General features: G+C 65.9%; 22 protein-coding genes and 4 pseudogenes. 13 read left to right on the plus strand and 13 right to left on the minus strand.

The features are described from left to right. Positions 1-28: 28 nt before the first annotated feature. Positions 29-502 (minus strand): hypothetical protein, encoded by a 474-nt coding sequence (locus ACUDAL_RS14575; protein ID WP_444678617.1) that lies wholly within the window; start codon positions 500-502, stop codon positions 29-31. 459 nt (positions 503-961) lie between these two features. Between ACUDAL_RS14575 and ACUDAL_RS14580 the strand changes: the two genes are divergently transcribed. The 3 genes from ACUDAL_RS14580 (at position 962) to ACUDAL_RS14590 (ending at position 2,444) form a co-directional block, all read left to right on the plus strand. Continuing rightward, the gene (locus tag ACUDAL_RS14580; protein ID WP_444678618.1) at positions 962-1,657 is read left to right on the plus strand and encodes an HAD family hydrolase; all 696 of its coding nucleotides are present in this window, start codon (positions 962-964) and stop codon (positions 1,655-1,657) included. 98 nt (positions 1,658-1,755) lie between these two features. Next, positions 1,756-2,130 (plus strand): translation initiation factor Sui1, encoded by a 375-nt coding sequence (locus ACUDAL_RS14585; RefSeq protein ID WP_444678619.1) that lies wholly within the window; start codon positions 1,756-1,758, stop codon positions 2,128-2,130. 11 nt (positions 2,131-2,141) lie between these two features. Beyond that, positions 2,142-2,444, plus strand: a complete 303-nt coding sequence (locus ACUDAL_RS14590) for a hypothetical protein (RefSeq protein WP_444678620.1) — start codon at positions 2,142-2,144, stop codon at positions 2,442-2,444. Between the two features lie 51 nt (positions 2,445-2,495). Here the strand turns inward: ACUDAL_RS14590 and ACUDAL_RS14595 are convergent, their stop codons facing one another. Continuing rightward, positions 2,496-3,365, minus strand: a complete 870-nt coding sequence (locus ACUDAL_RS14595) for an NAD-dependent protein deacetylase (RefSeq protein ID WP_444678621.1) — start codon at positions 3,363-3,365, stop codon at positions 2,496-2,498. A gap of 149 nt (positions 3,366-3,514) precedes the next feature. On the opposite strand from ACUDAL_RS14595, the pseudogene ACUDAL_RS14600 reads away from it, so the two are divergent. Then, a pseudogene (locus ACUDAL_RS14600) lies at positions 3,515-4,427 on the plus strand (nuclease-related domain-containing protein). A 52-nt stretch (positions 4,428-4,479) separates the two neighbouring features. Here the strand turns inward: ACUDAL_RS14600 and ACUDAL_RS14605 are convergent. Then, positions 4,480-5,813, minus strand: a pseudogene (locus tag ACUDAL_RS14605) (deoxyguanosinetriphosphate triphosphohydrolase). Positions 5,814-5,973: 160 nt separating this feature from the next. On the opposite strand from ACUDAL_RS14605, the gene ACUDAL_RS14610 reads away from it, so the two are divergent. Then, positions 5,974-6,153 carry a hypothetical protein gene (locus ACUDAL_RS14610; RefSeq protein WP_444678622.1) on the plus strand — a complete coding sequence of 60 codons (180 nt, stop codon included), beginning with the start codon at positions 5,974-5,976 and terminating at the stop codon, positions 6,151-6,153. A 122-nt stretch (positions 6,154-6,275) separates the two neighbouring features. On the opposite strand, the gene ACUDAL_RS14615 is transcribed toward ACUDAL_RS14610, so the two are convergent. The 9 genes and pseudogenes from ACUDAL_RS14615 to ACUDAL_RS14655 form a co-directional block, all read right to left on the minus strand. Next, the gene (locus ACUDAL_RS14615) at positions 6,276-6,878 is read right to left on the minus strand and encodes a hypothetical protein (protein ID WP_444678623.1); all 603 of its coding nucleotides are present in this window, start codon (positions 6,876-6,878) and stop codon (positions 6,276-6,278) included. Between the two features lie 37 nt (positions 6,879-6,915). Beyond that, positions 6,916-7,482 (minus strand): zinc-binding dehydrogenase, encoded by a 567-nt coding sequence (locus tag ACUDAL_RS14620; RefSeq protein ID WP_444678624.1) that lies wholly within the window; start codon positions 7,480-7,482, stop codon positions 6,916-6,918. After that, positions 7,467-8,084: an alcohol dehydrogenase catalytic domain-containing protein gene (locus tag ACUDAL_RS14625; protein ID WP_444678625.1), complete on the minus strand. Its 618-nt coding sequence runs from the start codon at positions 8,082-8,084 to the stop codon at positions 7,467-7,469. The genes ACUDAL_RS14620 and ACUDAL_RS14625 overlap by 16 nt, the downstream gene beginning before the upstream one ends. A gap of 210 nt (positions 8,085-8,294) precedes the next feature. Continuing rightward, positions 8,295-9,702 (minus strand): annotated as a pseudogene (gene ntrC, locus ACUDAL_RS14630) (nitrogen regulation protein NR(I)). Then, positions 9,695-10,741 (minus strand): nitrogen regulation protein NR(II), encoded by a 1,047-nt coding sequence (glnL, locus tag ACUDAL_RS14635; RefSeq protein ID WP_444678626.1) that lies wholly within the window; start codon positions 10,739-10,741, stop codon positions 9,695-9,697. Before glnL ends, ntrC begins: the two are co-directional and overlap by 8 nt. A 358-nt stretch (positions 10,742-11,099) precedes the next feature. Further along, positions 11,100-11,480 (minus strand): hypothetical protein, encoded by a 381-nt coding sequence (locus ACUDAL_RS14640; RefSeq protein WP_444679451.1) that lies wholly within the window; start codon positions 11,478-11,480, stop codon positions 11,100-11,102. 55 nt (positions 11,481-11,535) lie between these two features. Next, a pseudogene (locus tag ACUDAL_RS14645) lies at positions 11,536-11,709 on the minus strand (DUF4124 domain-containing protein); the annotation flags it as partial. Between the two features lie 120 nt (positions 11,710-11,829). Beyond that, on the minus strand, positions 11,830-13,236 hold the full coding sequence (gene glnA / locus ACUDAL_RS14650) for a glutamate--ammonia ligase (RefSeq protein WP_444678627.1): 1,407 nt from the start codon (positions 13,234-13,236) through the stop codon (positions 11,830-11,832). A 376-nt stretch (positions 13,237-13,612) separates the two neighbouring features. Beyond that, a complete protein-coding gene (locus ACUDAL_RS14655) occupies positions 13,613-14,143 on the minus strand; it encodes a glycosyltransferase (RefSeq protein WP_444678628.1) in 531 nt (176 codons plus the stop codon). Between the two features lie 594 nt (positions 14,144-14,737). Here ACUDAL_RS14655 and ACUDAL_RS14660 point away from each other — a divergent pair. Together ACUDAL_RS14660 and ACUDAL_RS14665 are read left to right on the plus strand one after the other, a co-directional pair. Continuing rightward, positions 14,738-16,414 carry a GTP-binding protein gene (locus ACUDAL_RS14660; protein WP_444678629.1) on the plus strand — a complete coding sequence of 559 codons (1,677 nt, stop codon included), beginning with the start codon at positions 14,738-14,740 and terminating at the stop codon, positions 16,412-16,414. 715 nt (positions 16,415-17,129) lie between these two features. Beyond that, on the plus strand, positions 17,130-18,260 hold the full coding sequence (locus ACUDAL_RS14665; RefSeq protein WP_444678630.1) for an amidohydrolase family protein: 1,131 nt from the start codon (positions 17,130-17,132) through the stop codon (positions 18,258-18,260). Positions 18,261-18,923: 663 nt separating this feature from the next. Here ACUDAL_RS14665 and ACUDAL_RS14670 read toward each other — a convergent pair. After that, the gene (locus ACUDAL_RS14670) at positions 18,924-19,169 is read right to left on the minus strand and encodes a hypothetical protein (protein ID WP_444678631.1); all 246 of its coding nucleotides are present in this window, start codon (positions 19,167-19,169) and stop codon (positions 18,924-18,926) included. On the opposite strand from ACUDAL_RS14670, the gene ACUDAL_RS14675 reads away from it, so the two are divergent. From ACUDAL_RS14675 to ACUDAL_RS14700, 6 genes are all read left to right on the plus strand, one after another. Further along, positions 19,164-19,559 carry a BNR-4 repeat-containing protein gene (locus tag ACUDAL_RS14675; protein WP_444678632.1) on the plus strand — a complete coding sequence of 132 codons (396 nt, stop codon included), beginning with the start codon at positions 19,164-19,166 and terminating at the stop codon, positions 19,557-19,559. The genes ACUDAL_RS14670 and ACUDAL_RS14675 overlap by 6 nt on opposite strands. Positions 19,560-19,588: 29 nt before the next feature. Further along, entirely contained in the window at positions 19,589-21,277 is a 1,689-nt protein-coding gene (locus ACUDAL_RS14680) for a BNR-4 repeat-containing protein (RefSeq protein WP_444679396.1), read from the plus strand. 211 nt (positions 21,278-21,488) lie between these two features. Beyond that, the gene (locus ACUDAL_RS14685; protein WP_444678633.1) at positions 21,489-21,815 is read left to right on the plus strand and encodes a hypothetical protein; all 327 of its coding nucleotides are present in this window, start codon (positions 21,489-21,491) and stop codon (positions 21,813-21,815) included. A gap of 168 nt (positions 21,816-21,983) precedes the next feature. Then, the gene (locus tag ACUDAL_RS14690; protein ID WP_444678634.1) at positions 21,984-23,429 is read left to right on the plus strand and encodes a sodium-dependent transporter; all 1,446 of its coding nucleotides are present in this window, start codon (positions 21,984-21,986) and stop codon (positions 23,427-23,429) included. Between the two features lie 144 nt (positions 23,430-23,573). Next, positions 23,574-24,344: an ABC transporter ATP-binding protein gene (locus ACUDAL_RS14695; RefSeq protein WP_444678635.1), complete on the plus strand. Its 771-nt coding sequence runs from the start codon at positions 23,574-23,576 to the stop codon at positions 24,342-24,344. Between the two features lie 128 nt (positions 24,345-24,472). Beyond that, complete coding sequence (locus ACUDAL_RS14700) at positions 24,473-25,177, plus strand: ABC transporter ATP-binding protein (protein WP_444678636.1); 705 nt, start codon at positions 24,473-24,475, stop codon at positions 25,175-25,177. The last annotated feature ends 14 nt before the right edge of the window (positions 25,178-25,191 follow it).

Here is a 25,191-nt window from a genome sequence, read left to right on the forward strand (position 1 = left end):
AGTCCCTATCCTTGGCCTCAGTCAGGACTTACCAGTCCTGATCATCGTCGTCCTGGGTGTCTTCCCAGTCGTCGCCGTTGTCTTCATCCCAGGTGGTGTCGCCGTTGTCGTCCCAGTCGTCATCGGCGTCTACACCCGCACCAGCGCCTGCACCGGCTCCGGTGCCACCTACGCCGGTGTCACCTTCGGCGCCCACGCCGGCTCCAGTACCGCCGACGCCAGTGTCACCTTCTGCGCCCATGCCGGCACCTGCAGCACCTTCACCGGCCCCTGCACCTGCACCAACACCCGCATCGCCTTGGCCGGCGCCAGTGCCAACGCCTGTATCGGCACCGCCTTCAAAGCCGGTATCAGCACCATCATTGCCCGGCATGGTTTCCTGCGGCACGGTGTCCTGACCGTTGTCTTCATCATGGAAATCGGCAAAGGCCAGCGGGCTTGCGCTCAGGCCAACAGTAATACCGACAATGCCGAGTTTCTTGAGAAATTCCTTGGACATCATGTTCGCACCTCCAAAGGAGTTGAACGTGAGTTTTCCTTGGTGAAGCCGAAGGCTTCGCGGATCATAGCGGTACCGGGAGAATCTTTTCCGTTAGATGCCTCTCCGATGCCGTGTGCTGCTCGACCTGTGTGTTGCATCGGGCGGGCCAATCCGTGCCAATAATTTTAAAAAACAACTATAACAATAACTTAAAAATATTCTCAGGTGGCACGGCAACGTCACGCCAAGCGGCATCGGGTGGCGAAATCTGACACATGCGCCTGAACGAGCCCGGCACAGCGAGGGTATGATCCAGCTCGTCGACCAACGTGACGGATATGGGCCTACCTCGCCTTGAAGAAGCGGAACGAAAGCGCAATACTTAGAAAACAGCGTTCGCTATGACGCAACGCCTATTCCATGGCCCGTCGGCAAACCAAGCGCGGATCGCGTCAGCATCCGCCTGGAAGGACAAGAGGCATGAAGGCATCTCTTTGCCTGCTATTTGACTGTGACGGCACGCTGGTGGACAGCGAGCCTCTCCTGGCCGCCGAGATGGCGGTCAGCCTGACGCGGCTCGGCCTGCCCTTCCAGGCCAGCGACTACACCGGCGAGTTTCGCGGCAGCCGCTTTCGCCATATCGTGGCCGCGCTGGAAAGCCGTCACGGCAACGTCGACCGCATGCGCCTGGCGGAAACCGAAACCGAGATGCGGCGCAACCTGAACCGCCGGCTGGAAACGGAGCTGGCGCCGATCACCGGCGCCCGTGAAGCGCTTCAGGCCCTGGCGGGCTACCCCTGCGGGGTGGTCTCCAACGGCCCCGAAAACAAGATTCGCACCTCGCTGAACAGCATCGGCGTGGCCGAGCACTTCGGCGATCGCCTGTTCAGCGGTTACACGGCCAAGTTCTGGAAGCCCGATCCGCGCCTCTACCTGTATGCCGCCCACGCCATGGGCTTCGCCGCACGGGACTGCGTGGCCGTGGACGACGCCCTGGTCGGCGTACGCGCCGCGCTGGAGGCGGGCATGACGGTCATCCACCTGAATCGTTTCCCCGACGCCGAGGAGACGCCCGAAGGCGCCATCGCCATCAGCAGCATGTACCAGCTCCCCACCATCATCGAACACCTTGCGTTGACCCGCAGCACGCCCAGGCGCCTGGCCCAGGTTCGCTGACACCCGCCGGGCTGCCGCCGCCCGGCGCCAAGCGTTATGATGGCCGCTGGCGCTGCCAGGCAGGCCCGCCTTTCTCCGCATTCACAAGGAGCTTCCCAATGGCGTCATTGCAGGACCAGCTGCGCGGCCTGGTCTACTCAACGGAACATGGCGACATCTGTCCCGCCTGCCGCGAACCCCTGGCCCGGTGCCGTTGCGACGAACTGGCCGAACAGGCCAGGCTCGCAGCGCTGGACGGCATTGTTCGGCTGCGTCGCGAAACCAGCGGGCGCAAGGGAAAGGGCGTCACCACCATTACCGGGGTGCCGCTGAAGGAGGCCGAACTAAAGGCGCTGGCCAAGGCGCTCAAGCGCTGCTGCGGTACCGGCGGTGCGCTCAAGGACGGCGTCATCGAGATCCAGGGCGATCATCGCGAGCGCCTCAAGGCCGAGCTGGAAAGCCGCGGCTACACCGTAAAACTGGCCGGCGGCTGATAGGAGGCCCGATGCCAACGATTCGTTTACCCCTGCGCAACCCGATTGCCCTGATGCTGGCCGTGGCACTGGCCGGCTGCGCCGGCACCCCCGACCTCAGCGAGCTGCGCGCCCAGGTGGAGCCGCCACCGGGCCTGGTGGTGTCCAACGACGCCGAGCTTGACGTGCGCCTGGTCGGCGCCGGCGGCACCCTGGCCGAAACCCATGTGACGCCACGCGGGCCGGGCCCTGGCCCGTGGTGCTGCGCTATGCCCCGCCGCGAGACGACGCCTCGGTACAACTGCGCGCCGAGCTGCGCCAGCAGGGCCGCGTGACCCACTCCGCCGAACCGCTGCAGCTCGACGACGCTGCGCCGGGCGACACCCTCAGCCTGCCGATCTTGCCGCGTCCGTAAGCAGCGCCAGGGCGGCGGTGAGGGTCGCGCCCGCCGGGGCCTCGAGCTTGAGCCGGTAGAGCGAATCGGCGCGCGTTAGCCCCAGGTTGAGGCAGGCAATCGGCTTGCCCTGCTGGGCGGCGCGGCGTACGAACCGCAGCCCCGACTGCACCATCAGCGAGGAGCCGACCACCAGCAGCGCCTCGGCTTCGTCGACCGTGCGCATGGCTCGTGCCACCCGCTCGGTCGGCACGCTGTCGCCGAAGAACACCACGTCGGGCTTCCAGATACCCTCGCCGCAGCGCCGGCAGCCGGGCACGCGGAACGATAAGAAGTCCTGCTCCAGCGCGGCATCGCCGTCGGGTCTGGCCTCGGCCTTCATGTCCCGCCATTGGGGGTTGCAGTCGGCCAGCTCGGCATGCAGGTCATGGCGCATGCGCAGCGCCCCGCAGCCCATGCAGCGCACCTGCTCCGCTCGCCCGTGCAGGTCGATCACCCGCCGAGACCCCGCCTGCTGATGCAGCCCATCGACGTTCTGGGTGATCAGCCCGGTCATGCCGCCGAGCGACTCCAGCCGCGCCAGGGCCCGATGGGCGGGTCCTGGCCGCGCCTGGTGCAACAGGCGAAAGCCGACCAACGCCCGCGCCCAGTAGCGCTGTCGGGCCGCATGGCTGGTCATGAACTGCTGGTGCTGCATCGGCGGCGAGCACTTCCAGGCGCCGTCGAGGTCGCGATAGTCGGGAATGCCGCTCTCGGTGCTGACACCGGCGCCGGTCAGCACCGCCAAGCGCGCATGACGCGCCAGGAAGTCCGCCAGCGCCATGGCGTCACGCGAGGTGTCCCGCTGTTCCGTGTGCTTCATTCGCTCTTCACCCTTGCTGTCTGTCTCCCCACCCGCTCGGCGCCGGCGCGCCTGCCGCGTACAGGTGGGAATGAACATGGCTTCCACCCGCCAAGGTTGTCTAGAATGGAGGGCTTACATGCCCCTCAACAGGCAAGGACACCTTCCCGATGGCCTGGCTGGAATACCTGCTTCCCCTGATCTTCCTGTTCCCCTGGGGGCGATGGCGGTCATCGTGATCGCCCTGCGCAACCTTCACGATGCCCGGGTACGCTCGCCGTTCAATGCCCGCCCCTGCGGGAGCCCGGCCAGGCCCTGCGCGACCGCCTCGACCGTGCCTTCGCCACGCTGTTTCTCAATGGCGCCCTCGGGCCGATCGTCACCCTCGCCCCGCTGGTCTACGGCATGGGCCGCATGCTGTTTGCCAACCGCCAGAACTGGCTCGAATGGGCGCTGTACGGCGCCCTCAGTACGGTGCTGGTATTGATCTACTGCTTCCTGCTAATCCGTGACTTCCAGCACATCCGCCGGATCAAGCTGGGGCTCGCCTGCGAGCTGGCGGTCGGCCAGGAGCTGGAGCGCATGATCCATCCCGAGGCCCACCCCTACTACGTGTTCCATGATGTGCCCACCGACACCGACACCATGGACCATGTCGCCGTCACGCCTCACGGCGTGTTCGTGGTTGAGACCCGCGCCCGCACGCGGCCGTTCACCGCCGATGGGCGCGAAATCAACCTGGTCACGGTCGAGTCCGACCGCCTGCGCTTCCCCGGCTGGAGCGAACAGCGCCCGCTCGAGAAGACCTTGCGCGCCACCCACTGGCTGGCCGAGTGGCTGGAAAGCCGCTGCGGCGCCCCGGTGCCGGTGCGCGGCGTGCTGACGCTGCCGGGCTGGGAGATCACTTATGCCGGTGCGCCGGAAGGGCTGCTGGTGGTCAGCGGCGAAGCGCTGGCGCAGCAGCTCAGCGAGATCCGACTCGGCACCATCGACGATGCCATGCACGACAAGGTGATCGCCGCCCTGATCGAGCGCGCCGCCGAGCTGGAGAAGAACCTCGCGCTGAACGAGCCGTCGGTCTAACGCGGCCGGCGCCCGCCTTTTGCCACAGCCGCACGGGCGGCGGCGGCCTGCCTCAATCGCCGCGCAGCCGCCCGCCCATCTCCTGGGCCAGGTCCACGGCGTAGTGGTCGGTCATGCCGCCGATGAAATCCAGCATGCGCCGATAGCTGTCGTAGAGCGACCAGGAGGGCTTGGGGGTGTTCTCTCCGATCAGCGCCAGCACCCGCTGGTGCTTGAAGCTCGAGCCGCCGGTGTAGTGAAGCTCGTGGGCAGCCCCGATGAAGGCCTCGAGCAGGATGCCCAGGGTGGTGTAGGCGCCGATTTCGAGCTTGGCCTTGCGCTCGTTCTGGAAGATGCGCTCGCGGGCCAGCTGCTTGGCCGCCTTGACTCCCCAGCCCAGGTCGGGATGGCACAGTTCCAGCAGGTCGGCATTGAGCGTGCCGTTGAGCAGCGCCGTCTCGTGGGCGACGAACACCGCGCCGACGTCGTTGACGGCCCGCTCCATGGCGGCGCCGCGCAGGGCGGCGATGCGGCGCCGCTGCGACACCCCATCTCGCACCATGGCCGGGTAGTCCGGCGGCGTGTCGCCGGCAATCTGCAGCAGCACGTCGGCCACCTCTTGGAAGCGCAGAATGCCCATCTCCAGGCCGTCTTCGAGGTCGAGCAGGGCGTAGCAGATGTCATCCGCCGCCTCCACCAGCCAGGCCAGCGGGTGGCGGCACCAGCGCCCCGCTTCCCGCGGCAGCAGCCCGAGGCGGTCGGCCACCTCGGCCAGCAGGCGCCGCTCGGACTGGTAGCAGCCGAACTTGCCGGCGCTGCCGCCGTGCTCCACCGTCCAGGGTATTTCAGCAGCGTGCCCAGGGTGGCCGCGGTTAGCCGCATGCCGCCGCGGAACTGGTTGTACTCGATCTGGGTGACCACGCGAAAGCCCTGGGCATTGCCCTCGTAGGTCAGCAGGTCGGCACGCTCGAGCTCGGTCAGCCCTTCCAGCAACCCGCTGCCGTCGGCCTCGGCGCGCTTGAACCAGTCGCGGATGGCGTACTCGCCGGCATGGCCGAAGGGAGGGTTGCCGATGTCATGCCCCAGGCAGGCCGCCTGTACGATCACGCCCAGGTCGGCCGGCGTCATCCAGGCCGGCAGGCGCTCGCGCAGCAGCTCACCCACGATCATGCCCAGGCTGCGCCCCACGCAGCCCACCTCCAGCGAGTGGGTGAGGCGAGTGTGAATGTGGTCGTTGTCGGTCAGCGGATGGACCTGGGTCTTGCGCCCCAGGCGCCGGAACGAGCCGGAAAAGACGATTCGATCGTGATCCTTGTGAAACGGGCTGCGGCCGATCTCTTCACGGCCGCTGCGCTCTCCGTCGAGCCGCGAGGGGTCGAGCAAGCGCTGCCACTGCATCTGCACCATGGGCTTCCTCCTGAAGAGCTCCATTCTGGCACTAGTGGGCACAGGAAGGCCACGCCGCTGCGCCGGCCGCTGCGCTTGTGGTACGCCCCCGGCTTGCCTACGTTGTGAGGAGAAGCCACACGACGTGTCACTGGCAAAAACATGCGACAGGAGCGACATCATGGCGGACAAACCCGACGCAACACGCCCCCAGCAACCCGGCGACCAGGCCCCGCCCGGCACCCCCGGCAGCGGGCAGAACATCTGCCGTGAATGCCAAGGCAGCGGCAAGATCGAGGGTCGCCAATGCCCCGAATGCGGCGGCAGCGGTTATGTGATCGAAGGCATCGGCGGCGGCTGAGCGTCCGCCCCTGCCCTTGGGCTCGCCCCCGCCAACCTGGGCCCGAGTCAACAAACGTGCGAAGGCCGCCCTTGGGCGGCCTTCGCGGTTGCGGTCAGCAGGCATGCAGCGGTGAGCAGTGGCTAGCTCGAGTCCGGGCGACCCAGGCCGCTGCGCTCATGCAAGCCGCTGCGCTCGGGCGACCCGCTTTGGGAAGGTAGCCGCTCGCCCGGCGACTGGGCCGGCGATGGCAGCGCCGCCTGCGGCGCCGAGCCTGCCGATGCCTGGCCGGCTATTCCGCGGGAATGCTCGAGTCCTCGGGGAAAGCCGGTGCGGCCACTGTAGTCGGGGGTGGGGCCGGCCTGGTAGGCGTGCCGCCGCGTCTGGTCCTGGGCCGCGTAGACGCCAAGCGCCGCCAGCGTGGTGGCCAACAGCATCGCCCGGGTGACGTTGCGCCGCTCCGGATGCTCCTGGTGGTTGGCCAGCAGGGCCAGGCTGGCGGCATCCATGGCATCGCCCAAGGCCCCGGCCCACAGGGCAGGCTTGGGGTTGACGGTAAGCGCGCCGATCCCCGTGGCTACGCTGCGCGCCCCACAGGCCCGCACCAGCGGTTCGGCACCCTGAATGCCGAGAGGGCGAGTCAGGCTCTGCGGCGCCAGCAGCTTGCATACCCCCAGGCCGAGGCTAAGCCAGCCCAGCCCGCGCGCCAGCCGATCACTGCCGTGCAAGGATCCATTTTGCTCCATGTGCATGCTTCTCCTCCTGGATGGTTGCTGCAGCACCTCAAGGCTTGAGGACCACTTTCACGCAGCCTTCCTGCTTGTCGCGGAAGGTGTTGTACATCTCGGGCCCCTGGTCCAGGCCGGCCGTATGGGTCACTACAAAGGAGGGATCGATCAGCCCCTCGTCGATGTAGCGCAGCAGGTCGTCGGTCCAGCGCTTGACGTGGGTCTGCCCGGTGCGCACCGTCAGCCCCTTGTTCATCAGCGGCCCCATGGGCACCTTGTCGATCAAGCCGCCATAGACGCCGGGAATCGACAGGATGCCGCCGGGGCGGCAGACGTAGATCATCTCGCGTAGCACGTGGGCCCGGTCACTCTCCTGCGCCATGACCTGCTTGACCCGGTCGTAAACCGAGTCGATCGAGCGCGGCACATGGGACTCCAGGCCTACCGCATCGATGCACTTCTCCGGCCCCTTGCCGCGAGTCAGCTCCTGCAGGCGGGCCAGCACACTTTCTTCATCGAAGTTGATGGGAATCGCCCCGCCGGCCTCGGCCATGGCCAGGCGCTCCGGCACGTTGTCGATCACCACCACCTGTTCGGCGCCGAGCATCACCGCGCTGCGCACGCAGAACTGGCCAACCGGACCCGCCCCCATACCACCACGGTGTCGGTGGGCTCGATGTCGCACTGCACGGCGGCCTGCCAGCCGGTGGGAAAGATGTCGCCCAGGAACAGCACCTGTTCGTCGGTGAGGCTGTCGGGCACCTTGATATGGGTCTTGTCGGCGAAGGGCACCCGCACGTACTCGGCCTGGCCACCGGCATAGCCGCCGGTCAGGTGCGAGTAGCCAAACAGGCCCGCCCCGCTGTGGCCGAACACCTTGTCGGCCAGCGCCTTGTTGCGGTTGGAGCGTTCACAGAGCGAAAAATTGCCGCGCCGGCACTGGTCGCACTCGCCACAGGTGATGGTGAAGGGTACCACCACGCGGTCGCCTACCTTGAGGTCGCGGGTCTCGGCACCGACCTCCATGACCTCGCCCATGAACTCGTGCCCCACCACGTCGCCGGACTCCATGGCCGGAATGAAATGGTGGAAGAGATGAAGGTCGGAGCCGCAGATGGCGCAACTGCTGACGTTGATGATGGCATCGCGGGGATGCTCGATCTGGGGGTCGGGAACCGTTTCGTAACGGATATCGTTCTTGCCATGCCAACACAGCGCTTTCATGGACATTCTCCCTGTCAACACTCAGCGAAAGCGGAAAGATCTGAACTCACCATAGTTCAGCCTCCCGTTGGCGCAGGTAAGGGAGTTTGGCGACTGGGTTACGTTCCTTTGCCGGGCCGCAGCAGGCCGTGCCGGCAGCGGTTCGCTGCGGTCGGCGCGGCAACTGCGGCGGCGACGAACGGGGCGGGCGCCAGCGCGCCCGCCACTCAGCTACTCCTCGGCCAGCATCGGCAGCAGCGTCTTGAGCTTGCGCGTCAGCGTGTTGCGGCCCCAGCCCAGCAGCTCGGCGGCCTCGCCCTTGCGTCCCCCGGTGTGCTTCAGCGCGGTCTCGATCAGAATCTTCTCGAAGTCGGGCACCGCCTCCTCCAGCAGGTGGGTGTGGCCCGCTGCCAGGGCACGGTCGGCCCAGTCCCGAAAGGCGGCACGCCAGTCGCCCAGGTGCTCCTCCCCGCCTCGTCGCCGAGCAGCTCCGGCGGCAGGTCTTCCACCAGCACCTCGCGACCGGACGCCATCACGGTCAGCCAGCGGCAGGTGTTTTCCAGCTGGCGTACATTGCCGGGCCAGGGCAGCCGGGTCAGGTGGGTCTCGGCATCCTTGGTCAGCACCTTGACGTCGGTGGCCAGCTCCTTGGCCGCCTCGGCCAGGAAATGCCGCGCCAGGCGCGGGATATCCTCGCGGCGCTCGGCCAGCTTGGGTAGGTGCACACGGATCACATTGAGGCGGTGAAAGAGGTCTTCACGAAAACGACCGTCCTTTACCAGCGCCTCCAGGTTCTGGTGGGTGGCGGCGATGATACGTACATCTACCTTGACCGGCGTATGGCCGCCGACCCGGTAGAACTCGCCGTCGGCCAGCACCCGCAGCAGCCGGGTCTGGGTTTCGGCGGGCATGTCGCCGATCTCATCGAGAAACAGGGTACCGCCGTTGGCCTGCTCGAAGCGCCCCTGGCGCTGGGCGGTGGCACCGGTGAAGGCGCCCTTCTCATGGCCGAACAGCTCCGACTCGATCAGGTCGCGGGGGATCGCCGCCATGTTGAGCGCGATGAATGGCTGGGCGGCGCGCGGGCTGTGCTGGTGCAAGGCGCGGGCCACCCGCTCCTTGCCGGTGCCCGACTCGCCGTTGATCAGCACGGTGATGTGCGAGTGCGACAGCCGGCCGATGGCGCGGAACACCTCCTGCATCGCCGGCGCCTCGCCGATGATCTCGGCATCGAGCCCCTCGGGCACGCTGACCGGCCGCTTGCGCTCGCGTGCGTGGGCCACGGCACGGCGCACCAGGGCCAGCGCCTCATCGACGTCGAACGGCTTGGGCAGGTACTCGAAGGCCCCGCCCTGGTAGGAGGCCACGGCGCTGTCGAGGTCGGAGTGCGCCGTCATCACAATGACCGGCAGGTCCGGGTGCACCTCGCGCACCCGCGACATCAGGTCGAGCCCATCGATGCCCGGCATGCGGATATCCGTCACCAGCACATCGGGGGGTCGTCCAGCAGCCGAGCGAGAGCCAGGTCGGCTCGATCAATGCATTCGACGTCGAGGTCGGGCTGAGCCAGGGCGCGCTCCAGCACCCAGCGGATGGCACGGTCGTCATCGACCACCGCGACACGAGCGACATCAGTCATGGCGCCTCTCCAACGGAATCAAAAGTCTGAATTCGGTATGCCCGGGGCGGGATTCGCATTCGATCAGTCCCTGATGCTGATGCAAGATGCCCTGGGCAATGGACAGTCCCAGTCCACTGCCGTCGGCCCGACCCGATACCATGGGATAGAACAGTGTTTCCTGCAGGCTTTCGGCCACGCCGGGGCCGTTGTCGATCAGCGCCACCTCGCACACCAGGCGATGGCGCTCGGCGCCCAGGGTGAACTGCCGGCGCGCCCGCGTGCGCATCAGCAGGCACGGCGATTCGGTGCCGGCCTCGGTCATCGCCTCCACGGCGTTGCGCGCCACGTTGAGCACCGCCTGAATCATCTGCGCCTCATCGCCGGGAAAGTCCGGCAGGCTGGGATCGTAGTCGCGCTCGATCCGCACCGCCGGGGTCTCGGCCAGCAGCAGCGTGCGCACCCGCTCCAGCACCTTGTGGATATTGAGCGGCTCGTGGCGCAGCAGCTTGTTCGGCCCCAGCATGCTGTCGACCAGGTCGCGCAGGCGGTCGACCTCCTCGACGATGATGCGGGTGAATTCCTGCAGGGCCGGGTCGTCGAGGTCGCGCTCGAGCAGCTGGGCGGCGCCGCGGATGCCGCCCAACGGGTTCTTCACCTCATGGGCCAGCCCGCGCGAAAGTACCTTGATCGCCTCCTGCCGGTTGAGCAGCGCCTCCTCGCGCGAGATGCGCAGCAGCCTGTCGCGGGGCTCCATCTCCACCAGCAGCTCGTCGGTGGAGAGCGGCGTCACCGTGTAGTCGATGGTCGCTCCGGCGCCGCTGGCCAGGGTCAGGCGCACCTCACGCTGGGTGAAGGGGTGCTGATTGCCGGCCGCCTTGGCCAGCACCTCACCCATGCCATCGTCGTCGGACAGCAGCGCCGCCAGGCGCAGCCCGTGCACCCGCCCCAGGCTGACCGCAAGCAGCGCTTCCGCTGCCGGATTCATCCAACGCAGACGCAGCCTGCCATCGAGCAGCAGCACGGCGGTGGTGAGATGTTCCATCAAGCGTCGGTACATGGCATGGCCTTCTGTTTACGGGGCGTGCACCGGCATGGCGCCGATGGCGTTGCCGTAGCGCAACGCACCCAACAACTCGCTACAAGTACTTAGCAAGAAGTGCGCCAAAAGAGAAAACCGCGCAACGGCGCTGCCTTGCGGCAGGGCAGGCAGCGGCCAAGGCCTGGGCGGGCGACTTTAATGCACTATATTGGTGCGCCAAAAAACGCGCCAGCCGTACAACAGGGCAACGGGGTAGCCAAGGCGGGGCGGGCTCGACCCGGTGCGGGCAGGCGCCCGCACCGTCACAGCGCCACCGCACCGGACGTCCTGCAACCCCACTTTCGGGCGGAAACGCGCCGGGTAACGGCGACCCTAGCTAGGGCGGGCCGGCGCGCTCTACCACCAGCGACACCGGCGGCGTGCGATGGCGAATCTCGCCACGGGCGTCGAGCAGCTCCGCTTGAAGCTCATAGCGACCGCTGGCCAGGTTGGAGAGCATGAAGGCCGAGGTGTGCAGCGCCGTCTGGCTGACCCGGCCGTCGACCAAGAGGCGAACCTGATGGTCCGTGCGCAGCGGCGGCTCGATCAGCAGCGCCACCTGCAGGTTGCCGGCGTGGCTGGCCGGCAGCGCGGCGCCCTGGCGGGGAGAGAATGCGGAAGGTGTCGTAGGGCATGAACGGCTGACCCGGCGCCGCCGGCACCCGCGGTGCGATGCCTTCCACGCGAGGCGCCACGACGCTGCGCCGCTCGCCGGCACTGGCCGGCACCACCGTCAGCGGCGCCAGCTGAACCGCTTCGCCGCCGCGCTCAGGATTATCGCTGAAGATCACGTTGCCCTGGGCATCGACCGTACGATAGATGGTGGTGGCGAAGGCCGATGCGGCCATCAACCAGAGAATGAGTAGCGCGACAGCCTTCGTCATGGCGTGATCTCCTTGCTCAACCCGACGCGCCCAGAGGTGTAGGCCCGCCTCGGCGGCGGGCATGAAGCAGCCTGCGGCCCCGCCGCAGGCTTGAGTGTACGACAAAGCGGGCCCCGCGAGGGGCCCTTTCGTGTCACCATCGGCGGCTCGGCCGCCTGCGGTGAAGCGCTTGCCGCTGAGGGATCAGCAGCTGTAGTACATATCGAATTCGATCGGGTGCGTGGTCATGCGGATGCGCTCCACGTCTTCCATCTTCAGTTCGATGTAGGCGTCGATCATGTCGTCGGTGAACACGCCGCCTTCGAGGAGGAAGGCACGATCCTTGTCCAGGGCATCCAGGGCCTGATCCAGGCTGTGCGCCACGGTCGGCACCTTCTTGCCCTCTTCCGGCGGCAGGTCATAGAGGTTCTTGTCCATGGCGTCGCCGGGGTGGATCTTGTTCTTGATGCCGTCGATACCGGCCATCAGCATGGCGGCAAAGCACAGGTAGGGGTTGGCCGTCGGGTCGGGGAAGCGGACCTCGACGCGCTTGCCCTTCGGGCTTGCGGTATACGGAATACGGATCGACGCAGAGCGGTTGCGGGCACTGTAGGCCAGCATGACCGGCGCTTCGAAGCCCGGCACCAAGCGCTTGTAGGAGTTGGTCGAGGCGTTGGCGAAGGCGTTCAGGGCACGGGCGTGCTTGATGATGCCGCCGATGTAGTACAGCGCCATTTCCGACAGGCCGGCGTACTGGTCGCCCGCGAACTGGTTCTGGCCATCCTTCCAGAACGACTGGTGCACGTGCATGCCGCTGCCGTTGTCGCCGACCAGCGGCTTAGGCATGAAGGTGGCAGTCTTGCCGTAGGCGTGGGCCACGTTGTGGATCACATACTTCATTTCCTGAACTTCGTCGGCCTTCTTCACCAGGGTGTTGAACTTGACGCCGATCTCGTTCTGGCCGGCGTTGGCCACCTCGTGGTGATGCACTTCGACGGTCTGGCCGATCGCTTCCAGGGTGTTGCACATGGCGCCACGGATGTCATGGAAGCTGTCGACCGGGGGCACCGGGAAGTAGCCGCCCTTGACCCGCGGACGGTGGGCCAGGTTGCCGCCTTCGAGCTGGCGATCGGTCGACCAGGCACCCTCTTCGGAGGTGATCTTGTACATGGAGCCCTCGATATCGGACTTCCAGTGCACCTCGTCGAAGATGAAGAACTCGGGCTCGGGGCCGAAGAAGGCAGTGTCACCAAGGCCGGTGGACTGCAGGTAAGCCTCGGCGCGCTTGGCAATGGAGCGCGGGTCGCGCTCGTAGCCCTGCATGGTGGCCGGCTCGATGATGTCGCAGCGCAGCACCAAGGTGGAATCTTCGGTGAACGGGTCGAGGAAAGCGGTGCCGTCTTCCGGACGCAGGATCATGTCCGACTCGTTGATGCCCTTCCAGCCATGGATGGAGGAGCCATCGAACATCTGGCCGTTCTCGAAGAACTCCTCGTTGACATCGCGAGCCGGGATGGTGACGTGCTGTTCCTTGCCCCGGGTGTCGGTGAAGCGCAGGTCGACCCACTTCACATCATGTTCTTCGATCAGGGCGAGAGTCTTGGCTGACATGGTGTCCTCCGTTTGAGCATTGGCTCGATTCGTTGGCTGATGACCAGTGCTGGTTCATTCCAGCATGTTTGTAGCACGCGGCAGTTCGGCTGCCCACGATCACCATGCACGAACATGGCGCTAGCCAATACAATGCAGGCAGCGTGCCAATTTGCACCAGCGACGCTCGAAAATTTTCTTGCCGCTGAAATTCAAGGAGTTATTCGAAGCGGGATGTGCACCACCATGTGCCATAGCGAGCATGGCGGCTCGCTCGATGGTGCTCGGCGAGGAATGCTTGCACCATAAAGGTGCGCGAGAAAGGAAAATGCACCGAAAGAAGGCAGATTGGATCGCGGCGTGCGTGCCCTCGCTGGCCGTCGGAGCGCTTGTTGCGTTAGGGCAAGGTGGCGGCGCTGGCCCGGCCTCTTTCCAGCAGCACCCGGGCACGGCAGGCGCGCAGGCGTTCGACCAGTTCGGCCAGGGCCTGGCGGTCGTACTGCTCGTCGCAGCCACCGATCCGCTCGAACCAGTCACGCTTGACGCAAATGGCGTCCGAGTCCGAGGGGCGATGCAGGCGCCACCACCAGCGCGCCAGCACGCCCAGCCGATTGCCCGGCAAGACCACCGCATCCCAGCTGCCGCGGCACGCCTCGCCCAGCATGCCGCCGAGCTTGGTCATGGCGCGCCGCGACACGCGGCCGGGGAACAGCAACACCTCACCCTGGCTCTCGTGGGCGGCCAGGTTGAGTCGCTCGCCCAACCGGCGTCGGTCGCAGCGCACCAGCCTGATGCCGTAACGCTCGACCATGGCCTGCAGCCCGGGGTCGCCGGTATCGTCGACCACCAGAATCTCGTGCTCTCCCGGCCAGCGGCGCGAGGCCCGCCAGAGCGCACCGAGATGGCGCGGCAGCTGCGCACCAACCATGCGGGCATCCAGAAGAGTGCTACTGAGGAACATAGCCGCTAGAAGCTCCATACTTGCGGGGTCACCGCCGAGTAGATCAACGAAGAGGCGCACCGAGCGCGCCTGCATGACGCCATGGCACGGCAACCTGCCATGCGCGTGCGATGCGCGACCCGGTGTTGTCGGACACAGGCACTAGCCCAATACGAACCGCAGCGTTCGAACCGGCCGGCTTGTGCCGAGGCGTGACGAAGTGCCAGGACCCGTCGCGTGACGTAGATGTTGTATGCTGAGTTCCCTGCTCGCTGCGGCCTGGCGAGCGGCGATGCGCTGCCAGCCTGCAAAGCGAAGCTGTGTGGCTATCAGTGTATAAAAGTAAGGAAAGGTTCCGTTGCTGAATTTTTCCGTTGCCGCGCCTCATTTCTTTCGTGCCCGGCGGGCCAATCCGGCAAGCGGCGCAGTCGAAGTGAACGAGCCGACGTCTACCGATAGCATGAGGTTGTGCTATTCGCCTCCCTTCCTAGTCTGTACAATGCGCCTCCACTCCCTACCCCGCGCCTAGGGTACGTCCTCCGATGTGTACATAGGTGCGCCCCTGTTGATGAGTCACACCCTATGAACACAGCTGTAACCCCGTCTCGTATCGAGAGTTTGCGCAATATTGCCATCATCGCCCACGTCGACCATGGCAAGACCACGCTGGTCGACAAGCTCCTGAGCCAGTCGGGCACGCTCGACCGCAAGGCCGAGGGGCAGGAGCGGGTCATGGACTCGAACGACCAGGAAAAAGAGCGCGGCATTACCATCCTGGCCAAGAACACCGCGATTCGCTGGCAGGACGGCAACGGCCGCGACTACCACATCAACATCGTCGACACCCCCGGACACGCCGACTTCGGCGGCGAGGTGGAGCGGGTGATGTCGATGGTCGACTCGGTGCTGCTGCTGGTCGACGCCGTCGACGGCCCCATGCCGCAGACCCGCTTCGTGACCCAGAAGGCCTTCGCCCAGGGCCTCAAGCCGATCGTGGTGGTCAACAAGATCGACCGCCCCGGCGCGCGCCCCGACTGGGTCATCGACCAGATCTTCGATCTGTTCGACAACCTCGGCGCCACCGACGAGCAGCTCGACTTCCCGATCGTCTACTGCTCGGCGCTCAACGGCATTGCCGGCATGGACCCGGACTCCCTGGCCGAGGACATGTCGCCCATGTTCCAGGCCATCGTCGACATCGTCGAACCGCCCGCGGTCGAACTCGACGGCCCGTTCCAGATGCAGATCTCGGCGCTGGACTACTCCAGCTATGTGGGTGTCATCGGCCTTGGCCGCATCAAGCGTGGTTCGGTCAAGCCCAACCAGCAGATCGTGGTGATCGGCACCGACGGCAAGACCCGCAAGGGCAAGGTCGGCCAGGTGATGACCCATATGGGCCTGGAGCGCGTGCAGACCGACCTGGCCACCGCCGGTGACATCGTCTGCATCACCGGCGTCGACGAACTGTCGATTTCCGACACCCTGTGCGACCCGACCGCCGTCGAGGCGCTGCCGCCGCTGTCGGTGGACGAGCCGACCGTCTCCATGACCTTTCAGGTCAACGACTCGCCCTTCGCCGGGCGTGACGGCAAGTACGTCACCAGCCGCAATATCAAGGATCGCCTCGACCAGGAGCTGATCCACAACGTGGCGCTGCGCGTCGAGCAGGGCGAAAGCCCGGAGAAGTTCATCGTCTCCGGCCGCGGCGAGCTGCACCTGTCGGTGCTGATCGAGACCATGCGTCGCGAAGGCTTCGAGCTGGCGGTGGGCCGCCCCGAGGTGATCCTCAAGGAGATCGACGGCATCAAGCAGGAGCCGTACGAAGAGGTGATCATCGACATCGAGGAGCAGCACCAGGGTGCCGTGATGGAGGAGCTTGGCTACCGCAAGGGCGAGCTGACCTGGTGGCGCGACGAGCGCCGAAGACCGCTCTACTTCGACCTGCGCGTTCCCGCGCCGCCGACGCCTGGACATCGTTTCGAGCGCGTTCGACTTCCGCTTCGACTTCGGCGCTCTCCTCGCCGCTGGCCCTGGCGCGTCGACGGCACCCGCCGCCTGGGCTGCTGGCGCGGCGCCTGGTTTCAACGAACTGGCGCCGCCGGCGCTACCTTCGCCGCCTGCCTCCGGCTTTGTGGCACTGGTCCTCAGCTTCCAGCTTCATCTCCTGAGCCCCTGGCTGGGCTCTGCTGCCCCCCGGCCCCAACAAACAACCCCACACGCAAAAGTGGGCACTCACTCCTTTGCACCCTCGGCACATGAGCCCTCTTCCTGTGCACCCTGTCCGAGACCAACAATGGCGTCAGACCCTTCTAATGGCGGCAGAAATGCAGTCCCCCAGCCACTCTTGCAGGCCCCACTGGGCACCGGCTGCTCTGGTAATCTTCCCCACGGATCTCAGGTAACTGCCTGGCACGGACACCTGCCCCGCATTGTCACACGCTAAACCACTTCTGCAACGGACTCTGCTTGCTGGGCTGCTGTGCAGCCGCTTCATTGCCGGGAAGGCCGGCCCCGCCAGCACGGCACCGCGTCTGCAGACCTGGGCGCTGGCACCGGGGCCTGGCTCGGCTGCAGGCCAGGGGCTTCACTCGCCTCACTTGGGAGCTTTTCTCCCACTGCGCAGGCGAGCAGGGGCTCTGCATGGCCGGCAGGGCGCTGAGCACTGGACCTTCTGCCCAGTTCATTGGCGCTTCCCGTCTCCTTCCATGTGGGCGCTCCATGCAGCACTGTGTGGCAGGCTGGGCTTCTGGCAGGCTGCTGCATCAGAGGAGCTTTGCCACTTCATGTGGTCCTTTGTCAGTGCTTTGGAAACACGGACTTCAGACACTGAGACTCGTGGGCACTTTCTGAAGAGCTTTTTCCGCTCTGTCGCGCGCTGTCTGCCCCGCCCGTGGCTTCATCGCTTTGCCCACCCGCCTGCACCCTGTTTCTATGGAAAGAGCGCGCGCGCTTTGCGTGGCCGGCTGCTCGGCGCATGTCCTGGCTGGCGCGCCCGGGAGGAGGCGCGCCAACGCTCCCGGCGTTCTTCCGCGAACGGCGAACTGGTGCGCGAGGACGACTATGCATCGGCGTGACCTGGCAGGGCGCTACGGCCGGCCTGCTCAGCCAGCTCGACGCGGGCGTGACCACGGTGATGGACACCAGCCAGATCCACCACAGCCCCGAGCACTCCGATGCCGCGATCGAGGGCTTGCGTGACTCCGCCCGGCGCAACGTGTTCGGCTATTTCGAGGGCCAGGGCGAACGCACCCAGTATCCCCAGGACGCCAGGCGCATTCGCGAGCACTACTTCGCCACCGGCGAGGGGCGCTCGGCCGACGGTCTGATGACCATGGTGATGGGCGGCGAGATCTACCTGCCCGACCACGAGACCGCCTGGGCGCTGGCCCGTGAACTGGAGCTGCCGCTGGCCTATCACGTGGTCGGCAGCCTCGGCATGGCCGAGACCTTCGACGCGCTGGCGGCAAGTGGAAAGATCGAGGAAAACCACATCCTGATCCACATGACGGGGATGAGCGACACGGCCTGGCAGGCGGTGCGCGACGCCGGTGCTCACGTCTCGCTGGCGGTGCCCATCGAGATGACCATGCGCCACGGCACCCCGCCGCTGATGAAGACGTCGGAACTGGGCATCCTGCCATCGCTTTCCAGCGACGTGGAGTGCACCATGACCGCCGACTTCTTCACCCAGATGCGCTCGACGCTGACGCTGCAGCGCATGTTCGTCAACGAGCTGGCCCTGCAGGGCGAAGAGCAGCGCCCGGCGCTGCTGACCTCGCGCGAGGTGATACGCTATGCGACCCTGGGCGGCGCCCGGGGGCTGAAGCTGGAGCGGCGGGTGGGCTCGCTGACGCCGGGCAAGGAGGCCGACCTCCTGCTGCTCGACGCCGAAGCCATCAACGTGGCGCCGCTGAACAACGTCCCCGGCGCCGTGGTCACCCTGATGGAGCGCAGCAACGTCGAGACGGTGCTGGTGGCCGGGCGCATCCGCAAGTGGCGCGGCCAGCTGCTGGGGGCCGACCTTTCCCGTCTGCGCGACGAGCTCACCGCCTCACGCGACTACCTGTTCGAAGCCGCTGGCGTCGACCGACGCATGTTCGACTGACTCCCGCCCAGCCCGAGCAATCAACGCAGCAACCCCCATCCCCCGGGGGCTTTGAAACCGCGGCCTTCCCGGCGGCGCCGGGAGAGAGCCGGACGCCGCAAAAGGCGCATGCCTTGGCGGCGGTTATCTATAACAGCCACCATAACGCTAATTTGAATGAATCTTTAAACCTCATTCATACGTTAAATAACGAAAACTCACCAAATATTTCACAGGATTAAAAAGCGGCATTATTGATGTCATGCACGGCCCCGAGAAGCTCATGAATAAGTCTAAGAAGAAACACAACAAGTCCCTCGGTACGGTACAGTGGACTAATAAAATGACGGGCAAGCTGCCACACAAGCCTACATGGGCGATCCCTTGGAAGGGCAGGAAAGGGAGGGCGAATGTAGGACTGGCCTTGCAACGCTTGGCGGTTTTACATCGCATTCAGCGTTTAACTCCAAGAGCCCGATGCCATGCCTTTTCCATCAATTTCGTTTACCCGATATAGGCATGAGCCACTCGATCACGCCCACGTGAACACGCCTTCACGCCATTGAAAGCTCGATAAAATCAAATTCGACCCGCAGATACAGTGCACGAAGAGTCCGCTTGGCGTTTCAGCGTCAACGCAGCAACAGGATGCAACACCAGCGATAAGGACGTTTTCATGGAGAATCAGAAGGAACCGATCGACAAGCTATCATCGACCGCCACCACCGGCTGGCTGGACCCAGCCTGGCAACGACGCAAGCGCATCACGGTGCCCAGGAGAAGCTGGAAGGCGCACTGAAGGACTTCACGCTGCTGGTCGATCTGGAACATGAAGCTGAGCTGGCACAGCACGCCCGAGCGGACGGCAGGGACATCCTCTTCACCGCCGGCGATGGCGTTACGCCGCTGTCGCACGAGCGGGTCGTGCATCAGCGGCTGCTGCGCGACCAGGCGGTCTGGACCCTGTGGAGCGACCCCAGGGCGGTGCGCCACGTCGATCGCCATGACCGCACCTACGTGGCCTACTACACCACCAACCAGGGCTGGTGGATCAGCGCCTTCGATCACGAAACCCGGCAGTGGATGCATCACCAGCTCCGCTCCCATGAACAGAGCGCCGGCGGCCGCTGGTGGGACGACCACAACAACCCCGCCATCACCGTGCGCAAGGACGGGCGCATCGTGGTGATCTACGGCGAACACAGCACCGAGCACAGCTGGACGCGGATCTCCACCGAGCCGGAAGACATCTCGTCGTGGCAGGCAGAGATTCCCTTCACCCAGGAGCAGGCCATCGCCAGGCGTGAGAACCACCCCTGAAGCGCTATGCCCGACGCGCCTGGGCGAAGCTGACCGGGACCCAATGCCCCGACCCCTACCAGCCCTCCTACTCCTACGTGAACCTCTACACCCTGCCGGACGGCATCCTCTGGCGGCAATATCGCCCGCTGCGGACCTGGTCGGGGCTGAGCCGAAACCCCACCTTCGTCATCTCCCACGACGGCGGCGAGACCTGGAGCGATCCGGTGCGCTTCATTGACGAGGAGAAGCGTTCGCCCTACCTGGTCACGGCTCAGCAAGGCAACAAGATCCACTTTTTCTTCTCGGATGCGCACCCCGACGAGTGGAGCCATACCTCCATCTACCATGCCTACTACGACCATGCCGCCGGCACCTACCACCGCAGCGACGGTGGTCTGATCGGCGATGCCGGCTGCCTGCCGTTCACGCCGGCCCAGGCCACCAAGGTGTATGACGGCACCACCGCCGCGGGCGAAGCCTGGGTCTACGACATCGCCGTCGATACCCAGGGTCGGCTTGCCGGGCTGTTCAATGTCTACGCCGGGGAGGCCAAGGGCGAGCGCTCCTACCAGACGCACGACTACTGGTACGCCTACTGGAATGGCAGCCAGTGGGAAAACCACCGGATGGCCACCGAGGCCGACCCCTGCTGCACCGGCCAGCGCCGCTATTCAGGCGGCTTCATTCTCGATACCACCGATGTCTCCGTCGCCTATCTTTCGCTGGTACAGCCCGAGCAGGCAGAGCACGCCATGTTCCGCCAACCCACGCGCCATATCTGGAAGTACATCACGCCCGACAACGGCAAGCGCTGGGAACGCGAGCGGATCACCCGTGACGAGCAGGGCAAGGCGCACTCGCGGCCCATCGTGCCGCTGAATCGGCACCCTGAGCTGCCGCTGTTCTGGCTCTATGGCCATTACGTGAACTACCTGGACTATCACACCGGCCTGGCGGCCTACGACCACGGCCAGCGGCTCGACTCGCGCCATCACGTGAAGATCCCGGTCATTGATCCCGAGCGGGACCTCGAGCTGTACGTCTACTACGACAACCCGGGCGTGACGGCCGACAGCGCCCACAGCAAGGAAGAGGTGTGGTCGCCGGCGTGCCTGTACTCCTACCGCGGCTCCCTGACCCAAAACACCCTGGGCCAGCTGCCTCCGCGGCTCGTCGGTGCAGGCTTCACCCTCGAACTCGTCGCCGTTTGGGCCTCTAGCAGGAAGGGCGAGGGCGAAGCCGCAATCCTGGCCAGCGATCCGACCTCCAACACCCAGCTGTGGATCGGCAAGAACCACGCCGAGCAGTTGGAGGTGCGCTTCACCACGCCCTCCCGGCAGCAGGCGATCACCTTCGCCGACCTGGGCTTCAAGGCCCGCGACTGGCAGCAGGCGCAGGCACCCCTGGAGCGGGCCGTCATCCAGCTCAATTTCCAACCGGATGGCGCCGTCAAGGCACGCATGAACGGGCGGCAGAGCCACACGGTCGGCGAGCTCCAGGCGCTGAAGAACACCTGGCCGACCGATCTTGGGCTGCTGCGCACGGCCCCAGAGCCCGCCGAGGCCGAGGGCATGCCCTTCCAGGGCTGGGTGGAGGTCGTTCGCCTCTACGAAGGCGAGCTCGGCGACACCTGGCTGACGATGTCCGAACGGGTCGAGCGGGAGGGCGCCGACCTGATCGCTTGCCACGACGAAGCACGCTATTCGCCCGACCTGGGCGCCAGGCAGGCCTCCTAGCCGGCCTCCACTTCGCAACGCCCTGGCCAGCCGGGTGCAGGCAGCCCGGCTGCCTGCACCCGGCCTTATGCAGTTCGCTGCAATACCCCCTCCCGTTTCCTTCAGCCGCACCACGCCCACGCGGCGGCACCCTTCCCCACATCAGGCTTCCAGCCATGCGACAAAGCCGACTACGCTGCAGAAAACCCCGTTATTCCCGCGAGGAGACACCATGCACAGACATGTAGAATGGGACGACCCGGGCAGCGACAGCGTGATGCGCCACTTCGAGCAGCAGCCAGGCAGCGCCTCGCCGCCAGGACGCGGCGACATCCTCTCGGCACGCTACCAGGGCAAGGTGGTTCGGGTGCGGGTCGAGGCCTACGTGAACGACACCAGCATCGGCGACGTGGTGGCGATCATCGAGCCGGACAGCGGCACACGGCGGCGCCAGCTCGGCAAGCTGTGCCTGGGCGACACCGTCCGCCTGCCGGACGACCGGCGTACCTTCGAGCCGCGTGGCAAGGAGCGCCCCGACGAACCGGAAGAGGCGCGGTGACTTCCATGATCCCCAGGCCCGGTCACCTGCCGCCTCCAACGCAGGCTTAACGCTTTAGCACTGGCCAGGAAGCGGGTTCTATCGCACAGTGTACCCCGCCGTTCACCCCCATGCGGAAACGGCCATCCGAACGGCCCACAAGGCCCAAAACGACTCTTCGGAAGCATAATGAGCACGCATAACGTCTGGACACACAAAGGCACCTTCCTGCTGGCCGCGGTCGGCTCCGCGGTGGGGCTCGGCAACCTCTGGCGCTTTCCTTATCTCACCGGCGAAAACGGCGGTGGTGCCTTCATCCTGGTCTATGCCATCACCATCTTCGCCGTGGGCATCCCGATCCTGATCGCCGAGACCATGCTCGGCCGCGCCAGCCGGCAGAGCCCGATCATGGGCATGCGCTTCCTCACCCGCACCCACAATACCTCGCGGGCCTGGGAAACCATCGGCTGGCTGGGCGCCGCCTCAGCCTTTCTGATCCTGAGCTTCTATTCGGTGATTGCCGGGTGGGCCATCCACTACACCTGGCAAATGTTCACCGGCAGCCTGGCCGGTGCCGATGCCGCCACCATCGGCGAGGGCTTCGACGCCCTGCTGGCCTCTCCCGGGCTGCTCACGCTCTATCACACCCTGTTCATCATCGCCTCGGGGCTGATCGTGGGCATGGGTATCCACAAGGGGATCGAGGGCGGCCTGCGCATCATGATGCCGGCGCTGTTCGTGATCCTGCTGGTGGTGCTGGGCTACGGCATCGTCAACGGCGACTTCGCCGCGGCAGCAAGCTTCCTGTTCACCTTCAACCTGGCCGACCTGAGCCTCGAAGGCTGGCTGCAGGCCATGGGGCAGTCGTTCTTCACCCTGAGCCTCGGCATGGGCGCGATCATGGCCTACGGCGCCTACATGTCCAGCGAGGTCTCGCTGAGCCGAACCGCCTTCGCCATCGCCTTCGTCGATACCGCCGTGGCCATGGTCGCAGGGCTGGCGATCTTCTCGCTGGTGTTCGGCGCCGGGCTCGACGCCGGGGCCGGCCCGGGGCTGATGTTCGTCACCCTGCCGCTGGCCTTCGCCGAGATGCCCTTCGGTGCACTGATCGGCGGCGTGTTCTTCATCCTGGTGCTGGGTGCCGCCATCAGCTCCTCGATCTCGCTGATCGAGCCGGTGGCCGCCTTCCTGGTCGAGCGCTTCGACCTCACCCGCCCCCAGGCGGTGTTCGCCATGGTCGTGGCCAGCTGGGCGCTGGGCCTGCTCACGGTCGTCAGCTTCAATATCTGGGCCGAAGGCACGATCTTCCACGCCCTGTTCGGACGCAGCGCCTTCGACTTCATCGAGCTGCTGACCAACATCTTCATGCCGCTGGGCGGCCTGCTGATCGCACTGTTCGCCGGCTGGGCGCTGACCCATTCCGAGGTGATGAAGGAGATGCGCACCAGCGAGACCTGGTTCCGCCTGTGGCGCTTCCTGGTGCGCTTCGTGGCACCGGCGGCGGTGGCCTTCGTGTTCCTGCGCAGCATTCCGCAGATCGACGGCTACCTGGTCCCGACCATCGGCGCGCTGGTGATCGTCGGCGCCTTTGCCGCCGGCCGCACCTTTTTGATCAGCAACGAACAGGAGCGCTGACGCCCGTCGGCACCCGCAGCACCGATACAGCACCAACGCAGCACGGCCCGCCCACGGCGGGCCCAAGACGAGATGCCCGGGCCACGCCGACGGCGCGCCACGGGGCACATGACACTACTCCGCACAGGAACTGGGCACAACGCTATGGCTGCCATCATCGACGTCCGGCACGTCTACAAGGCCTTTGGCGGTCTAAAGGTCATCAACGACTGCTCCATCCAGGTCGAGAAAGGCTCGATCACCGGCCTGATCGGCCCCAACGGCGCGGGCAAGTCGACGCTGTTCAACATCATCGCCGGGGCCCTGCCGCTCGACAGCGGTCAGATCCTGCTCGACGGCGAGGACATCACCAACCGACCCGCCAACGCCCTGTTCCACAAGGGGCTCTTGCGCACCTTCCAGATCGCCCACGAGTTCTCCCACATGACCGCGCTGGAGAACCTGATGATGGTGCCGCCGAAGCAGGCCGGGGAAAGCTTGTTCGACGCCTGGCTCAAGCCCGGCGTGGTGCGCCGCGAGGAGGCCGAGGTGCGTCGCAAGGCGCTCGAGGTGATCGACTTCATCGGCCTGCACCACGTGCGCAACGAGCTGGCCGGCAACCTTTCGGGCGGCCAGAAGAAGCTGCTGGAGCTGGGCCGCACCATGATGACCGACGCCCGCGTGGTGCTGCTCGACGAGATCGCCGCCGGGGTCAACCGCACCCTGCTGGGCGACCTGGTCGAGAACATCGAGCGGCTCAACCGCGAGCTGGGCTACACCTTCCTGGTCATCGAGCACGACATGGACATGATCGCGCGGCTGTGCAACCCGGTGATCGTACTGGCCCAGGGCAGCGTGATGGTCGAGGGCACGATCGAGGAGATCCAGAACAATCCCCAGGTGATCGAAGCCTACTTTGGTTCCAACGTGGCTTGATTGGACAACGTCACCTGAAGGGCTCCAACGTCTCCTGAAGGGCTCCGGCCCGAGCGCCGGCGCCGCTTGGCCCGGCAGGCTGTGCAGCCCGACAAGAAGAACAGCAACGACAGCGCAGAGAACCCAAGATGCCACTACTCGAAGCACGCGATGTGCACGGCGGCTATGGCGGCATGAACATCCTCAACGGGGTGAACATGACCATCGAGGCCGACGAGATCGGCGTGATCGTCGGCCCCAACGGCGCCGGCAAATCCACCATGCTCAAGGCCGTGTTCGGCCTGCTCACCGTCAGCCAGGGCGAGATCCTGCTGCGCGGCGAGCCGATCCACAACCTGCCGCCCAACAAGCTGGTGCAGAAGGGCATGGGCTTCGTGCCCCAGGAGAAGAACGTCTTTCCCAGCCTCTCGGTGAAGGAGAACCTGGAGATGGGCGCCTTCCTCAAGCCGGGCAACGTCAAGCGCATGCTGAAGAAGGTCTACGAGTTCTTCCCGCCGCTCTACGACAAGCGCCACCAGCCCGCCGGCGAGCTCTCCGGCGGCCAGCGCCAGATGGTCGCCATGGGCCGCGCGCTGATGGCCGAGCCCGAGCTGCTGCTGCTCGACGAGCCCACCGCCGGCCTCTCGCCGCTCTACATGAACGAGATCTTCGAGCGGGTGAAGGAGATCAACGCCGCCGGCGTCGGCATCCTCATGGTCGAGCAGAACGCCAAGCAGGCCCTGGCGATCGCCGACAAGGGCTTCGTGCTGGCCGCCGGCAAGAACCGCTTCACCGACACCGGCGCCGCCCTGCTCGCCGACCCGGACGTGGCCAAGAGCTTCCTGGGCGGTTGAGCCCGGAGCCGTAC

The sequence above is a fragment of the Halomonas sp. E19 genome, assembly GCF_052439355.1.
Taxonomy (GTDB): Bacteria; Pseudomonadota; Gammaproteobacteria; order Pseudomonadales; family Halomonadaceae; genus Halomonas.

Coding starts and splice junctions, on each gene's coding strand:
- ACUDAL_RS14575 (WP_444678617.1), bottom strand. CDS start 502: ATGATGTCCAAGGAATTTCTCAAGAAACTCGGCATTGTCGGTATTACT.
- ACUDAL_RS14580 (WP_444678618.1), top strand. CDS start 962: ATGAAGGCATCTCTTTGCCTGCTATTTGACTGTGACGGCACGCTGGTG.
- ACUDAL_RS14585 (WP_444678619.1), top strand. CDS start 1,756: ATGGCGTCATTGCAGGACCAGCTGCGCGGCCTGGTCTACTCAACGGAA.
- ACUDAL_RS14590 (WP_444678620.1), top strand. CDS start 2,142: ATGCCAACGATTCGTTTACCCCTGCGCAACCCGATTGCCCTGATGCTG.
- ACUDAL_RS14595 (WP_444678621.1), bottom strand. CDS start 3,365: ATGAAGCACACGGAACAGCGGGACACCTCGCGTGACGCCATGGCGCTG.
- ACUDAL_RS14610 (WP_444678622.1), top strand. CDS start 5,974: ATGGCGGACAAACCCGACGCAACACGCCCCCAGCAACCCGGCGACCAG.
- ACUDAL_RS14615 (WP_444678623.1), bottom strand. CDS start 6,878: ATGGAGCAAAATGGATCCTTGCACGGCAGTGATCGGCTGGCGCGCGGG.
- ACUDAL_RS14625 (WP_444678625.1), bottom strand. CDS start 8,084: ATGAAAGCGCTGTGTTGGCATGGCAAGAACGATATCCGTTACGAAACG.
- glnL (WP_444678626.1), bottom strand. CDS start 10,741: ATGTACCGACGCTTGATGGAACATCTCACCACCGCCGTGCTGCTGCTC.
- glnA (WP_444678627.1), bottom strand. CDS start 13,236: ATGTCAGCCAAGACTCTCGCCCTGATCGAAGAACATGATGTGAAGTGG.
- ACUDAL_RS14655 (WP_444678628.1), bottom strand. CDS start 14,143: ATGGTTGGTGCGCAGCTGCCGCGCCATCTCGGTGCGCTCTGGCGGGCC.
- ACUDAL_RS14660 (WP_444678629.1), top strand. CDS start 14,738: ATGAACACAGCTGTAACCCCGTCTCGTATCGAGAGTTTGCGCAATATT.
- ACUDAL_RS14665 (WP_444678630.1), top strand. CDS start 17,130: ATGTCCTGGCTGGCGCGCCCGGGAGGAGGCGCGCCAACGCTCCCGGCG.
- ACUDAL_RS14670 (WP_444678631.1), bottom strand. CDS start 19,169: ATGCACGACCCGCTCGTGCGACAGCGGCGTAACGCCATCGCCGGCGGT.
- ACUDAL_RS14685 (WP_444678633.1), top strand. CDS start 21,489: ATGCACAGACATGTAGAATGGGACGACCCGGGCAGCGACAGCGTGATG.
- ACUDAL_RS14690 (WP_444678634.1), top strand. CDS start 21,984: ATGAGCACGCATAACGTCTGGACACACAAAGGCACCTTCCTGCTGGCC.
- ACUDAL_RS14695 (WP_444678635.1), top strand. CDS start 23,574: ATGGCTGCCATCATCGACGTCCGGCACGTCTACAAGGCCTTTGGCGGT.
- ACUDAL_RS14700 (WP_444678636.1), top strand. CDS start 24,473: ATGCCACTACTCGAAGCACGCGATGTGCACGGCGGCTATGGCGGCATG.